A 13,188-nucleotide genomic window follows, 5' to 3' on the forward strand; every position below is an offset into this window, starting at 1 on the left:
ATTGCGGGTGAAAAATGAAATGCCTGGTGATAAGGAGTGGGCGCTGCTCATTTTTTTTTCTCTCTCTGTTAAACCGCAAGTTTCATCAGTGCTGCCTGGGTCGCATCGGCTGCCGAAAGCTCACCGGCCAACTGCCCGTCACGAAACACCAATATGCGATCGCTCATGCCGATAATTTCCGAAAGCTCGGAGGAAACCATGATGATCCCCTTGTTTTGCAAGGCGAACTCCGACATAAATCGATAGATCTCTTTCTTGGCGCCGACGTCGATGCCGCGCGTCGGCTCGTCGAGCAACAACACCTCCGGATCCAGCAGCGCCCAGCGGCCCAGCACCACTTTTTGCTGGTTGCCGCCGCTCAGGTTGCCCACGGGCTGTTCGCCGTCGTGGGTTTTAACGTTGAAGCGCTGGATCATGTCGCGGGTTCGCGCTTGCTCCCGTTTCTCGCTGACGAACCCCATTCGGCTGATGCCGGCAAAAGAGGCGATATTGATGTTTTCACTGACGGAACGGCACAGCACCAGGCCGGTTTCCTTGCGATCTTCCGTCACGTAGGCAATGCCGCTGTCGATGGCCTCTCGCGGGGAATGGCGGTTCAGCGTCTTGTCGCCCAAACGGATCGTGCCGCTGTCGGCATGCTGAATGCCGAAGATAAGATCGAGAAATTCGCTGCGGCCCGATCCCACCAGCCCGTAGATGCCCAGGATTTCACCGTGCTTAAGCTGCAGGCTGATATCCTTTATCTTGCTGCGCCAACACAGGCCGTTGACCTCCAGCAAGACCTCCTCGCCGGGCTGATTGAATTTGGCGAACTCGCTGTCGTACTCGCCGCCGATAATGTGTTCGATCAACTGCTCACGGGTAATGTCGGCGATATAGCCTTCATGGATATAGGCGCCGTCGCGGAAAATGGTGTAGCTGTCCGCAATTTGAAATATCTCTGACAAACGGTGAGAGACGTAAATAATGCCTTTACCTTTCGCCGCCAATTGCTGAAGCGTCTGAAAGATTTTTTGCGCATCCTCCTCGCCAATCGCCGAGGTGGGTTCATCCATGATGATGATGTCGGCATTGGCATGCGACAGCGCTTTGGCGATCTCGACCAGCTGCTGCTCGGCGACGCTCAGGTTGCGCATTTTCTCTCGGGCGTCGATCTTGAAATCGAGTTCCTTGAGCAGGCTGGTGGTGCGTTGATTGAGCGTGGCGAAATCGACGAACCCCAGGCGTCTCGGCTCACGGCCCAGCCAAATGTTTTCGGCCACCGTCAGATCCGGGATCGCGCTCAGTTCCTGCTGCACGATGGCGATGCCGGCGTTGAGGGCTTCCCGGGGATGATGAAATTCACAGCGTTGGCCATTGATAAAAATGTCGCCGCCATCGGGTTGAATAAAGCCCATCAGAATGCTGAGAAAGGTGGATTTACCCGCGCCGTTGCCGCCGCACAGGGCATGGATGGAACCACGCCGCAGGCAAAACTCCGCATTCTTGAGCGCCACGACCGGGCCAAAGGCTTTTCTGACGCCGCTGACCTCCAGCAGGTAGGCGGGCGCTTGCGTATGGGGATCTCGCGTCACAGTTGCACCTCCGGGTAGGTCTGCTGCAAGCGTTGCAGGTACCGTTGATAAAGCGTCTCGTATTGCGCTCGTCTGCCGGCATGTGGCCATGCGCGTGTGGCCTCATCCAGCGCAACGAAACGTTGGCACAGTTCGGACAACAACGCGCCGGCATTCCGCAGCGGATCGTCGGCTAACGTCGTCGCCCACATCGCCTGAATGGCGCCGCCCAGCGCAGCGGTCTCTTTGGCTTTCAGACAGACCACCGGGCACCCCATCACGTCCGCGACGATTTGTCGCCAGGCGGCGCTGCGAGCGCCGCCGCCGGTGAGGCGGATCTCGCGCGCTTCAATGCCCTGACGGCGAAACAGCTCGATGCCATAGCGCAGGCCATAGGTGGCGCTTTCGACCACCGCCAGGCAGAGATTGGCGCGGGTAAAATTGTCGGTATCGAGGTTATGCAGACTGGCGCGCGCGTGAGGCAGCGGCGGAACGCGTTCGCCATTGAAGAACGGCAGCATCTCGACACCGCCTGCGCCGGGTGAGGCCTGCGCCAATAAACCGTTAAAGCCGGCAAGGTCTTCGTCCAGCAGCGTTTGTACCGCGGTGGTGGCCGAGGTGACATTCATGGTGCAAATCAATGGCAGCCACCCGTTGGTGCTGGAGCAGAAGCCGGCAATCATGTCTGATTCCGCCGCGACGGGGGAGGCAGACCAGGCGAATAGCGTGCCGGAGGTGCCCAGGCTCAGGGTGAGGGTGCCGGCCTCGATGTTGCCGGAACCGATGGCCGCCATCATGTTGTCGCCGCCGCCGGTCGATACCCGCACCGTTGGGCCGAGGCCGAGTTTTTCCGCCGCGGCGGGGCGCACCGTGCCGATGCAGCACTCCGCGTTTTTGAGCGGCGGCAGGGCTTGCCACAGACGACCGCTGTCGTCGATGAGATTGACGGCGGCTTTGCTCCAGCTACGGGTGCGCACATCGAACAACCCGGTGCCGGAAGCGTCACCGTATTCCGCTACGCGCTCTCCGGTCAGCCAGAAGTTCAAATAATCATGAGGCAACAATACGGTGTGCAGCTTTGCCCACAACGCCGGATGGTGTGTCTTGAACCAAAGGATTTTTGACGCGGTATAACCGGTGGCGATCCGCAGGCCGAGTGTTTCCAGCGAGCCGTTGGCACCGCCGAGCTGCTGCAGGAGCCGTTCGTTTTCCTCTGCGGTTTCGGTATCGCACCACAGCTTGACGCTGTGCAGCACGTTGCCGTCTGCGTCCAGCGGTACAAACCCATGTTGTTGGCCCGAAACCCCCAGAGCATGAATTTCCCCGGCATCAATACCGGCGTTAGTCACGGCTTGGCGAAAAGCGATGACCAGCGCCTCGATCCACCAGTCGGTCTCCTGTTCGCGCCGGCCATTGGCTTGGCTGATGAGACGGTGAGGGGCGTTGCCCTCACCGAGGATCACGCCCTGTGTGCTGTCGACAATCACGACTTTCGTGCCTTGCGTACCGCAGTCTATGCCAGCATAGAGCGCCATAGGATCACTCCATTTCCAGCATGATTTTGATGTCTGAGGCATGTCCCGCCGCCGCGCGCTCGAAGGCGGCCACGCTGTCGGAGAACTTGTAGGTTTGGCTTATCAACGGCTGGACGCGCAATTTGCCGCTGCTCAACAGCCGCAGCGTGCGCGGGTACATGTTGGCGTAGCGGAAAATGGTCTTGAAGGTGATTTCCTTGGCCTGCGCGGCGACGATATCCATCGGCGCGGCATCGATCGGCATGCCGACCAGCACGGCGGTCGCTCCTGGCGCCGCATGTTCGGCCAGCGTAGCGATGGCCGGTTTTGCGCCGCTGCATTCAAACACGACATCGGCGCCATTGCCGCTGGTGAGCGCGGCCACTTTCCCCGCCAGGTCGCCGGTTTTGATATTGACGGCGTGCAGCCCCTCATAACTGGCCGCAACGGCGAGTTTTTCGTCAAACAGGTCGCAAATAATGACGTCCGAGCAGCCGCCCGCCAGCGCCGCGAGAGCGGTGACCACGCCGATCGGCCCGGCGCCGATCACCAGCGCGATATCGCCGGGTTTGATCCCGGCTTTGGTGGCTGCTTGCATGCCGATGGCTAAGGGTTCCACCATGGCGCCTTCGGCGAAACTGACGTTGTCCGGCAATTTGAACGTGAAGGCGGCGGGGTGGATAACGGTTTCGCGCAGGCAGCCGTGCACCGGCGGCGTCGCCCAGAAGCGCACGGCCGGATCAAGGTTGTAAAGGCCGGCGCGCGTCTGCGCCGAGTTGAGATCCGGAATGCCGGGTTCCATGCAAACGCGATCGCCGATACTGAGGTGAGTGACGTTTTTACCTGTCGCGAGCACCACGCCAGAAGCTTCATGGCCGAGCACCATCGGGGCGTTAACCACGAACGGGCCAATGCGGCCATGTTGGTAATAGTGCACATCACTGCCGCAGATGCCCACGGAATGAATTTTTATCTGCACATCATCGGGCCCCAGCGTTTCGGCGAGCTGGACGTCCTCGATAGCGATTTCCCCCGCCTTGGCCAACACTAATGCTTTCATATTGCCTCCTGGTGAATCATTTTTATGGTAACGATATCATTTCAATGCGGCGATAGTGGGCCAAAGCGGGTGGTTAAACTGTGATCGATGTTGGAATTACTCGATGGGAGTTAATTTTGCTGGTGGGTTGTTATTCAATATGGGGATGAAGATCACAAAATCGGCGATGTAATGACGGTTTTAATATCAGCATTCTGATATCGATACCGTCACTTTGCAGGGGAAATGATGAACAAACAACAACGTGCCATAGCCGCTACGCTGGAATATTTGCGCGAGGCGGACATCGTTCTGACCGAAGAAGAGCAGCAACGTATTGAAATTGCGACATTTGGCTTGGCCGACTATCCTGTCTCAGGGCTGCAGCTGCTGACCTATGTCAACTCACCTCGGTATTGTGCGAAAGAGTTGGTGCTGTTTCCTGAGCAGACTTGCCCAGAGCATTTGCATCCTCCTTTTGCCGGCACGCCCGGCAAGCAAGAGACGTTTCGCTGCCGTTGGGGCGAGGTGTTTCTGTTTGTCGACGATGAAAACCTGATGCTTAATGACGCCGGCGGTGAACCGGTATGCCGGGTGCCGGAAGGCGCGGAGCAGTGGTATACCTGCAATCGCTATATCCTCTTGCGGCCTGGCGAACAATACACCATCGCGCCCAATACCCGGCACTGGTTTCAGGCTGGAAAGCGGGGGGCTGTGGTGTCCGAGTTCTCTTCCGAGAGCCGTGACGAGCTGGATATCTTTACCGATCCCCGGATTAACCGGCTGGCAGGCGTAAACCATTAGCGCCACGATGAAAGTTCTGTCATGATGTTGTTAATGGTACAAAATGATAACTTTAAGCTAAGGAGCTGCATTTGGCGGTGGGGCGAGGACGGAAAGCGACGCTGGCTAGCGTGGCCGCACAGGCAAACGTCAGTAAAATCACCGCGTCGCGGGCATTTTCACAGCCGGACAAGGTTCATCCGGAAACGCTGCGCCGCATTCGGGAGACCGCTGCCGAACTCGGTTATGTGGTCAATGCTGCGGCGCGCAACCTGCGGGCGAAAAGCAGCAGAACCATCGGCATCGTCAACCCTGATATGGCCAACCCGTTCTTTGGCGGCCTGACGCGGTTGATGACGCTTGAAGCGCAAAAAATGGGATATGACACCCTGGTGTTCGATTCCTATGAGTCTCAGGAAAGCGAAGACAGAATCATCGACAAACTGATTGGCTACAACGTCGATGCGATCATTCTCTCGGTCATTTCCAACGATCATCTGTACCAGCCTTCCTATCTAAAGCGGTTGGAAACATTGAATATCCCGGTGGTATTGATCGACCGTGAGCTGGACAATCGCCACTGCAGCGGGGTGTATATCGATAACCTGGACTGCGGTCTTCAGGCGGGGCGCTGGCTTCTGGAACAGAAAGCGCAGCGGGTGGTGGTGGTGTCCGGGCCGGAGAACTCCAACGTTGCACGGGACAGGGTCACAGGGCTGCAGGCGGCGCTGCAAGGGAAAGTGGCGTCGTTTGAAGTGCTGTATGCCGATTTCTTTATGGATGTCGCCTGGCAAGAGACGAGCCGTTGGCTGGCCAATCACCGCGCCCCGGACTTTTTCGTTGGCTGCAATAACCAGATTTCCCTGGGCATTATCAAAGCCTGCATCGAACACCGGCTGCCGTTGATGCAGGAGGTGTCGCTGTTCAGCATCGATGAGGTTTCACATGCCGAGATCTACGGTTTTCATTTCCCGTGCGTGTCACACGACTTGCAAGAGATCGCCTGGCAAGCGTTGAATCTGGCGATCCGTCGTATTGCCGACCCCGAGATCAAGCCGGGCAAGGTGGTGGTGCGGGGAAAACTCGTCGCATAACGGCGCCGCCTTTCGCCTTATCCGTCATTTTTCAGCGCGTTGCGCTGTTTTGGGCTCATCCCGCCCGGCGGGACGGATTAGCAGCCATAAACCGCTTCCTGCCACCGCCGCGCCTAGCAGCATGGGCCAGGAAAGGGGTTCATTGAACATTAACCCTGCCCAGCAGAAGGTGACGAAGGGGCTGAGAAACAGCAGGCTCGTCACGCGCAGCGCAGAAGTGTGCCTTAGACAAAACCAGTACAGACCGTAGCCGGCCAGCGTCGCCAGTAGCGCGGTCCAAAGCACGCCGATCACAAACCCCGTCGTTACCGTTGGCAGCAGCGGGCCTTCCGCGCCGGCCATGGCGGCGAAAGCCAGCGCGGAAACCGCGCTTTGTATCCCCAGCGAGGCTGGCAAACTCATTGCTTGCGTCTGCGGCAGCCGTTCCTGCCACAGCGTTGCCAGCGCCAGCGCCAACATCCCCGCCAGCGGCAACAGGTAACTCCACAATGGGGCGTCTCCCCATGAGATGGCGCTGCCGGTCGCCAGCGTTACCCCGCTAACCCCCAAGGCTAACCCGGACCAAACGCGGCCATCGGGCAAGCGGCGTTGCAACAGCATGCTCAGCAGCGTGGTGCCGAGCGGGAGCAAATCGGCGATGAGCGCGGCCAACCCGGCCGGCACGCCATATTCGATGCCTTTGCTGAGGCCGGTCAGGTAACCGGTCATGGCGAGCAACCCAATCCCGGCGTGAACAGCTATCGTCAGCGGAGATGCGCGCCTGATGGCACGCACACTAAGCGGCAGCAACGCGAACGCGACCACCACGCAGCGCCAGAACGCCACCAGCAACACCGGCGCGTAATCGGCGGCGAAGCGGATGCCGACGAAGCCGGAGCTCCAGGCCACGATCAGCAGGACCTCGGCCGCAGCCAGCCAGAGGGCGGCTTTGCCGCTGTGGGAAGAGGGGCGAAATGGTGGCAGGGACATGATGGTCACCTCCTTTCCGCCCGATGGTAGTGAGTGGCTATAATTTAATAAATCGAATAATTTTCGTTCAGTTGTTTAATGGGGTTAAATCATGCGGCCGACATTGGATATCGATCTCTTGCGCACTTTTCACGCTATTGCGCGTTTGGGGCAATTTCGCGCGGCGGCGGCATTTGTCAATCGCAGCCCCGCCGCCGTGAGCGTGCATATCCGGCGCCTGGAACAGGTGGCGGGCGGCCGCTTGCTGGAGCGTGACAATCAGTCCGTGGCGTTGACGCCGCTGGGCAACAAGCTGCTGGCCTCGACGCTCGGGCTGCTGAGCGCCCATGACGATATTCTGCGGGAACTGCAGGGCGCGCCGCTAAGCGGCCATATCAAATTGGGGTTGCCTGATGAGTACGCTTCCCATGTGATAGGCCATATTTTGCCGCGGTTTGCCGACAGTTTTCCCGCAGTGGAACTGGAGGTCTCTACCGCTGCCAGTCAGGCGCTGGCGGAACAAGTTGGCCGTAATCGGCTGCATCTCGCGCTGGTGGTTCAACCCGCGGGGAAACCGTGCCAGACACCGCTCGCGGTGACTGCGCCGGTGTGGGCCGGAGGCCGTTCGCTGGCGCTGCAGGCTAACCGGCCACTGCCGCTGGCGTTGCATGCCGCCGATTGCCCTTATCGTGAGGCTATGATCGATGCATTGACCAGGGCGGGAAGGCATTGGCGAGTGGTTGTGAGCAGCCCTTCGGCCAGTGTGGTGGCGGCTGCCGTCGAGGCAGGATTGGCCGTCACGCTGCTCGACCGCGCACGGGTTTCGGCGGCGATGCGGATACTCGACGAATTGCCGTCGGTCGCACCACATGAAGTGCAACTACTCCGTTCTGCCGCGGCCGCCAGCCAACCGGCGGTGGCGGTGCTGGAAAGCGTCATCGGTGAGTATTTACGGTAGGGAACATGAATATCGGCAAGACGAATCGAGCACGAAGGTGGCGGAGAGAGGTGGCTGGCGCCGGGAACGCTGTATCGCGGGGCGTTCCCGGTATTGGGCGGTCTGGATATCAGAACACCTGTTTGAACGGTTTCACCGTCACGTCGGCGTAGACGCCGGCGGCGATATAGGGATCCTGCTGTGCCCAGGCCTGGGCTTCCGCCAGCGAGGCGAATTCGGCGATCACCGTCGAACCGGTAAAGCCGGCGGCGCCGGGATCGTTGCTGTCGATGGCCGGGTTAGGGCCGGCGGCCACCAGACGGCCGGCGTCGCGCAGCGCCTGCAGGCGCGCCAGGTGCGCCGGGCGCACCGCCAGACGGTTTTCCAGCGAATTGGGAACGTCTTGCGCGTAGATCAGATAAAGCATGTTTCACCTTTAAAATCATGGCTATAAAACGGTGCTACCAAGGTAGCGCAAAAGGCGCGGCAGGGGAACGGCATAGGGCGAATTTCCCGGCGGATTGGCGCTTATGCCTTGAAGCCGCTACTTTTTATTCGTATAGTGCGGCGCGCTTAAACTGATATGCCATTGAGGTGAGGACATGACGGAACTGGTAAGGGAAAAACTCGATTTGCCGGCGGGCAAAAACAAACTGCTGCTGCATTCGTGCTGCGCGCCCTGTTCCGGCGAGGTGATGGAAGCGATTCAGGCCTCCGGGATCGAGTATGCCATTTTCTTCTATAACCCCAACATTCACCCGCAAAAAGAGTATCTGCTGCGTAAAGAAGAGAACATTCGTTTCGCTGAGCAGCACGGGGTGCCGATTATCGATGCCGATTACGACACCGACAACTGGTTCGCCCGCGCCAAGGGGATGGAGAATGAGCCGGAGCGCGGCATTCGTTGCACCATGTGTTTTGACATGCGTTTCGAGCGCACGGCGCTGTATGCGCATGAGCATGGTTACGACACTATCTCCAGCTCGCTGGGCATCTCGCGCTGGAAGAACATGCAGCAGATCACCGACTGCGGCATCCGCGCGGCGGAAAAGTATCCCGATCTGGTCTACTGGGATTACAACTGGCGCAAGAAGGGCGGTTCGTCGCGCATGATAGAGATCAGCAAGCGCGAACGCTTCTATCAGCAGGAATACTGCGGCTGCGTTTATTCGCTGCGCGACACCAACCTGCACCGTAAGGCGCAAGGGCGGCCGCTGATCAAGCTGGGCGTGCTTTACTATGGCGATGAAGAATAACGCTGACTCACCGAAATTAACCCGCTCCGGCGGGTTTTTTACTTTTTGACGCCTGGCCAAACGTTAATGAAGCGTGTCCCCCCGGCGGTAAAAAAGCAACGGCCAGGTTAATATCCTTATGAGTTTGCTGGTTTTCGCCGCGCATACTGACGATTAAAGCGATAGTTTGCCTTTCGTTATTGAATATGATTGCTATTTGCATTTAAACTTGGCGAACCAGAGGAAACAGAATCATTATGCCGCTAAAAAAGATGTTCCTTAATCGCCGTATATCCGTGCCTTTCGTCTTATCCGTAGGCCTGCACAGCGCCCTGGTGGCGGGATTGCTTTACGCTTCGGTAAAAGAAGTGGTGGAGCTGCCGAAGCCAGAGGACGCGCCGATCAGCGTCATGATGGTCAATACCGCCGCGATGGCCGAACCGCCACCGCCGGCACCGGCCGAACCGGAGCCGCCGCAGGTCGAACCTGAGCCGGAGCCAGAACCGGAACCTATTGTGGAGCCGCCGCCGAAGGCGATTGTGAAGCCGGAGCCGGTCAAGCCGAAACCGAAACCCAAGCCGAAGCCGAAGGTCGAAAAACAGGTGAAACCGGAGCCGAAAAAAGTCGAGCCGCGCGAACCGTCGCCGTTCAACAACGACTCGCCGGCCAAGCCGATCGACAAAGCGCCGGTGAAACAGGCGCCTGCCGCGCCGGTGCAGGGCAACTCGCGCGAGCTCGGCCCAAGGCCGATCAGCCGCGCCAATCCGCTCTATCCGCCGCGGGCCCAGGCTTTACAGATCGAAGGCAGCGTGCGGGTGCAGTTTGATATCGACAGCGACGGGCGCGTCAGCAACGTGCGTATCTTGTCGGCCGAACCGCGCAACATGTTTGAGCGTGAAGTGAAGCAGGCGATGCGCAAATGGCGCTATGAAGCCAAAGAAGCGAAAGATCGCACCGTCACTATCCGCTTCAAGTTGAACGGCACGACCGAATTGAACTGAGTTTGGTCATACCAAAAAGAAAGGGTCGCCTCGGCGACCCTTTTTGCATTTGCAGTGTAGCGTCAGTTTATTCTTCGAAGCCGACGCGGAAATTCATTTTGCCCTCAGGCAGCGCGCGCGAGTTGCCTTCCGCATCGACCGCCACATAGGTGAACACCGCTTCGGTCGCCCGGTAGCGCTGGCCGATCGGGGCGGAAGAGACTTTTTTGACCCACACTTCGATATTGATGGTGATCGAGCTGCGTCCGGTGCGGATGCAGTGCGCATAGCAGCAAACCACGTCGCCTACCGCCACCGGTTTCAGGAAGGTCATGCCGTCTACGCGTACCGTCACTACGCGCCCTTCGGCGATCTCTTTTGCCTGGATGGCGCCGCCGATGTCCATTTGCGACATCAGCCAGCCGCCGAAGATATCACCGTTGGCATTGGTATCGGCCGGCATCGCCAGCGTGCGCAGCACCAGCTCGCCGCTGGGTAAAGGTCGTTGTTGTGTCATAGCAGTCTGCTTTTAAAAGGAGGGAATAACATCATACTGCCCGCGGCAAGCGCCGCAGGCATTAACAATTTTGTAACTATTTTTTCTGTTCTTCCGGCATGTGCCGGTAAATATAGATACCGCTGAGGAGGGTGAAGACCAATGTCAGCACCGTCAGGCCAAAGACTTTGAAATTGACCCAGACGCTTTGCGGCAGCCAGAAGGCGACATAGATATTCGCCAGGCCGCAGGCCAGGAAGAACACCGCCCAGGCCAGGTTGAGGTTGCTCCACACTTTGTCCGGCAGCGTCAGCTCTTTACCCAGCATGCGCTGAACCAGCGGTTTTTTGAGCACCCATTGGCTGATCAGCAGCGCCAGCGCGAACAGCGCGTAAATCACCGTGACCTTCCATTTGATGAACAAATCGTTGTGGAACACCAGCGTCAGGGTGCCGAACACCAGCACCATCAGGAAGGTGATCAGCGTCATCTTCTCGACCTTGCGGTATTTCACCCAGGTGAACACCAGCGCCAGCGCGGTGGCGACAATCAACGCGCCGGAAGCGACGTAAATGTCGTACAGCTTGTAAAAAGCGAAAAAGACAATTAGCGGGAGGAAATCAAGAAACTGCTTCATAAATCAATCCATCATCTGTTCATCGGCCGACTATACCGGATTCGGCGAGCTCTGTGTACCGCCGGGCGTTGCCGATTATCGGCGTTTGGCCGGCGGATTTCTGCCGCGAAAGCAGGAATTTGCATAAACTTACGCAAGAAAGCGCGGGTGCATTGCCAGCGCGGGCCGCAGGCCGCATAGTAAGCGTCATAATAACCAGATAATTTACCGCGGAAAACAGCATGCAGTGGAAACCTCTCCAGGCCCTGACGCCTGGTTTGACGCATTTATTGGGCTATCAACGCAGCTGGCTCAAGCCGGATATTCGTGCCGGTCTTTCCGTCGCCGCCGTGGCCTTGCCGGTGGCTATCGCCTACGCAGAGTTGGCCGGGGTCAGCCCGGTGGTGGGGCTCTATTCCTGCGTCTTGCCGATGGTGGCCTATGCGCTGTTCGGCTCGTCACGCCAGCTGATCGTCGGGCCCGATGCCGCCACCTGTGCGGTGATCGCCGCGGTGGTGACGCCGCTGGCGGCGGGCAATATGGAACGCCATTGGCAATTGACCATTATGATGACCGCCATGATGGGCGGTTGGTGCCTGCTGGCCAGCCGGTTCAAGCTGGGGGCGCTGGCGGATCTGCTGTCGCGGCCGATCCTCAGCGGGCTGCTGAACGGGGTGGCGATCACCATTATCGTCGATCAGATCGGCAAGGTGTTGGGGTTTACGATGCGCCCGGCACAGTTGATCGAGCGCATCTACGCGCTGCCCGGTAACCTGCTGCACAGCGACTGGCTGACGATGGCGGTGTCGTCGCTGACGCTGGTGACGCTGCTTGGATTTAAAAAATGGCGGCCTAATTGGCCGGCGCCGCTGTTCGCTATCGTGCTGGCGGCGTTCGTGACCTGGGCGGGCGGCCTGCAGCAGCATGGCGTGGTGACGGTGGGCGGTTTCAGCGGCGTGCTGCCGATCGTCCAGTGGCCGGACTTCCAGCCCGGTTTGCTGCGCGATATGGTGATCCCGGCGCTTAACCTGGCGGTCGTGAGTTTTGTCAGCATGATGCTCACCGCCCGCAGCTTCGCCGCCAAAAACGGTTATGAGGTGAACGCCGATGCTGAGTTTCGCGCGCTGGGACTGGTGAATATCGTCTCTGCGCTGTCGCAAGGTTTCGCCATCAGCGGCGCAGATTCTCGCACCGCGGTGAATGACGCCAACGGCGGCAAGAGCCAGTTGGTGTCGATCATCGCCGCCGCTGTCATCGCCTTTGTCTTGCTGTTCCTGATGGCGCCGTTGCAGTTTATTCCTGTGGCGGGATTGGGTGTGGTGCTGATGTATGCGGCCTGGTCGCTGCTGGACATCCGCGGCATCTGGATCTTGCGCCGTCGCAACGCGCAGGCGTTCCGCCTGGCGCTGTTTACCTTCCTCAGCGTGCTGTTGGTGGGCGTGATCAGCGGCATCGGGCTGGCGGTGTTGCTGGGGCTGATGCAGTTTCTGCGCACCGTCTTCCGGCCGACGGAACAACTGCTGGGCGTCAATGATGAAGGTATGATCCATTCCATGGGCAATAACAATGGGGTGAAGGCGGTACCTGGCGTCATGATGTATCGCTTCAATTCGCCGCTGACCTATTTCAACGTGGCGTATTTCAAACGCCGTATCCTCAATTTGGTCGACGGCACGCCGTTCCAGCCGCGTTGGGTGGTGGTGGATGCGGTGGCCAGTTTTACCCATGCCGATATCAGCGTGCTGGCGGCTATCGATGAACTGAAACGCGATCTGTTACAGCGTAACGTAAGGCTGGTGCTGGCGGGGCGTCGCACCGAACTGACGCGTTGGTTCCGCATCAACCGCTTAGGACGCGATAAAGAGTTGATTCTGGTGCCGGATCTGTACCTGGCGCTGAAGCTGATTCAGAGTAAGGAGCAGGCGGAAGCCGCCGTGGTGGGGTAAACAAAAAAGGGGCGCGCCGAAGCGTGCCCCTTGGTTTTTGCTTACGC

At 58.9% G+C, this 13,188-nt stretch carries 13 protein-coding genes; 6 read left to right on the plus strand and 7 right to left on the minus strand.

The window, feature by feature from the left end:
* Positions 1-68 precede the first annotated feature (68 nt).
* The 3 genes from ACJ8OK_RS04440 to ACJ8OK_RS04450 are packed head-to-tail and all read right to left on the minus strand — an operon-like array spanning position 69 to position 4,127.
* Positions 69-1,574, minus strand: a complete 1,506-nt coding sequence (locus tag ACJ8OK_RS04440) for a sugar ABC transporter ATP-binding protein (RefSeq protein ID WP_004932117.1) — start codon at positions 1,572-1,574, stop codon at positions 69-71.
* A complete protein-coding gene (gene xylB, locus ACJ8OK_RS04445; RefSeq protein WP_260952778.1) occupies positions 1,571-3,088 on the minus strand; it encodes a xylulokinase in 1,518 nt (505 codons plus the stop codon). The genes ACJ8OK_RS04440 and xylB overlap by 4 nt, the downstream gene beginning before the upstream one ends.
* Positions 3,089-3,092: 4 nt before the next feature.
* Entirely contained in the window at positions 3,093-4,127 is a 1,035-nt protein-coding gene (locus ACJ8OK_RS04450; protein WP_033632881.1) for an NAD(P)-dependent alcohol dehydrogenase, read from the minus strand.
* Between the two features lie 228 nt (positions 4,128-4,355).
* Here ACJ8OK_RS04450 and ACJ8OK_RS04455 point away from each other — a divergent pair, with 228 nt between their 5' ends.
* Both ACJ8OK_RS04455 and ACJ8OK_RS04460 read left to right on the plus strand, forming a co-directional pair.
* Positions 4,356-4,910 carry a D-lyxose/D-mannose family sugar isomerase gene (locus ACJ8OK_RS04455; protein WP_048323783.1) on the plus strand — a complete coding sequence of 185 codons (555 nt, stop codon included), beginning with the start codon at positions 4,356-4,358 and terminating at the stop codon, positions 4,908-4,910.
* A gap of 71 nt (positions 4,911-4,981) precedes the next feature.
* Complete coding sequence (locus ACJ8OK_RS04460) at positions 4,982-5,983, plus strand: LacI family DNA-binding transcriptional regulator (RefSeq protein WP_015378079.1); 1,002 nt, start codon at positions 4,982-4,984, stop codon at positions 5,981-5,983.
* A 24-nt stretch (positions 5,984-6,007) separates the two neighbouring features.
* Here ACJ8OK_RS04460 and ACJ8OK_RS04465 read toward each other — a convergent pair whose 3' ends face one another.
* Positions 6,008-6,952, minus strand: coding sequence for a DMT family transporter (locus ACJ8OK_RS04465; RefSeq protein ID WP_442530402.1), 945 nt, complete (start codon positions 6,950-6,952; stop codon positions 6,008-6,010).
* A gap of 91 nt (positions 6,953-7,043) precedes the next feature.
* Here ACJ8OK_RS04465 and ACJ8OK_RS04470 point away from each other — a divergent pair, with 91 nt between their 5' ends.
* A complete protein-coding gene (locus tag ACJ8OK_RS04470) occupies positions 7,044-7,889 on the plus strand; it encodes a LysR substrate-binding domain-containing protein (protein WP_033632887.1) in 846 nt (281 codons plus the stop codon).
* Between the two features lie 109 nt (positions 7,890-7,998).
* On the opposite strand, the gene ACJ8OK_RS04475 is transcribed toward ACJ8OK_RS04470, so the two are convergent.
* Positions 7,999-8,295 (minus strand): YciI family protein, encoded by a 297-nt coding sequence (locus tag ACJ8OK_RS04475; protein ID WP_213929034.1) that lies wholly within the window; start codon positions 8,293-8,295, stop codon positions 7,999-8,001.
* A gap of 175 nt (positions 8,296-8,470) precedes the next feature.
* Between ACJ8OK_RS04475 and ACJ8OK_RS04480 the strand changes: the two genes are divergently transcribed.
* Entirely contained in the window at positions 8,471-9,124 is a 654-nt protein-coding gene (locus ACJ8OK_RS04480) for an epoxyqueuosine reductase QueH (RefSeq protein WP_015378073.1), read from the plus strand.
* A gap of 236 nt (positions 9,125-9,360) precedes the next feature.
* Entirely contained in the window at positions 9,361-10,104 is a 744-nt protein-coding gene (tonB, locus tag ACJ8OK_RS04485; protein ID WP_033632889.1) for a TonB system transport protein TonB, read from the plus strand.
* A gap of 67 nt (positions 10,105-10,171) precedes the next feature.
* Here the strand turns inward: tonB and yciA are convergent, their stop codons facing one another.
* On the minus strand, positions 10,172-10,600 hold the full coding sequence (gene yciA, locus ACJ8OK_RS04490; RefSeq protein WP_004932085.1) for an acyl-CoA thioester hydrolase YciA: 429 nt from the start codon (positions 10,598-10,600) through the stop codon (positions 10,172-10,174).
* A 76-nt stretch (positions 10,601-10,676) separates the two neighbouring features.
* A complete protein-coding gene (locus tag ACJ8OK_RS04495) occupies positions 10,677-11,216 on the minus strand; it encodes a septation protein A (RefSeq protein ID WP_004932082.1) in 540 nt (179 codons plus the stop codon).
* Between the two features lie 221 nt (positions 11,217-11,437).
* On the opposite strand from ACJ8OK_RS04495, the gene ACJ8OK_RS04500 reads away from it, so the two are divergent.
* Positions 11,438-13,141 (plus strand): SulP family inorganic anion transporter, encoded by a 1,704-nt coding sequence (locus ACJ8OK_RS04500; RefSeq protein WP_033632891.1) that lies wholly within the window; start codon positions 11,438-11,440, stop codon positions 13,139-13,141.
* Positions 13,142-13,188: the final 47 nt, after the last annotated feature.

Source organism: Serratia sp. CY71090, assembly GCF_052166845.1.
Classification (GTDB): domain Bacteria; phylum Pseudomonadota; class Gammaproteobacteria; order Enterobacterales; family Enterobacteriaceae; genus Serratia; species Serratia nematodiphila.

What these genes read in the sequence shown, in the direction of transcription:
- ACJ8OK_RS04450 (WP_033632881.1), bottom strand. Translation starts at nt 4,127, where the DNA reads ATGAAAGCATTAGTGTTGGCCAAGGCGGGGGAAATCGCTATCGAGGAC.
- ACJ8OK_RS04465 (WP_442530402.1), bottom strand. Translation starts at nt 6,952, where the DNA reads ATGTCCCTGCCACCATTTCGCCCCTCTTCCCACAGCGGCAAAGCCGCC.
- ACJ8OK_RS04495 (WP_004932082.1), bottom strand. Translation starts at nt 11,216, where the DNA reads ATGAAGCAGTTTCTTGATTTCCTCCCGCTAATTGTCTTTTTCGCTTTT.
- ACJ8OK_RS04475 (WP_213929034.1), bottom strand. Translation starts at nt 8,295, where the DNA reads ATGCTTTATCTGATCTACGCGCAAGACGTTCCCAATTCGCTGGAAAAC.
- ACJ8OK_RS04480 (WP_015378073.1), top strand. Translation starts at nt 8,471, where the DNA reads ATGACGGAACTGGTAAGGGAAAAACTCGATTTGCCGGCGGGCAAAAAC.
- tonB (WP_033632889.1), top strand. Translation starts at nt 9,361, where the DNA reads ATGCCGCTAAAAAAGATGTTCCTTAATCGCCGTATATCCGTGCCTTTC.
- ACJ8OK_RS04500 (WP_033632891.1), top strand. Translation starts at nt 11,438, where the DNA reads ATGCAGTGGAAACCTCTCCAGGCCCTGACGCCTGGTTTGACGCATTTA.
- ACJ8OK_RS04455 (WP_048323783.1), top strand. Translation starts at nt 4,356, where the DNA reads ATGAACAAACAACAACGTGCCATAGCCGCTACGCTGGAATATTTGCGC.
- xylB (WP_260952778.1), bottom strand. Translation starts at nt 3,088, where the DNA reads ATGGCGCTCTATGCTGGCATAGACTGCGGTACGCAAGGCACGAAAGTC.
- yciA (WP_004932085.1), bottom strand. Translation starts at nt 10,600, where the DNA reads ATGACACAACAACGACCTTTACCCAGCGGCGAGCTGGTGCTGCGCACG.
- ACJ8OK_RS04470 (WP_033632887.1), top strand. Translation starts at nt 7,044, where the DNA reads ATGCGGCCGACATTGGATATCGATCTCTTGCGCACTTTTCACGCTATT.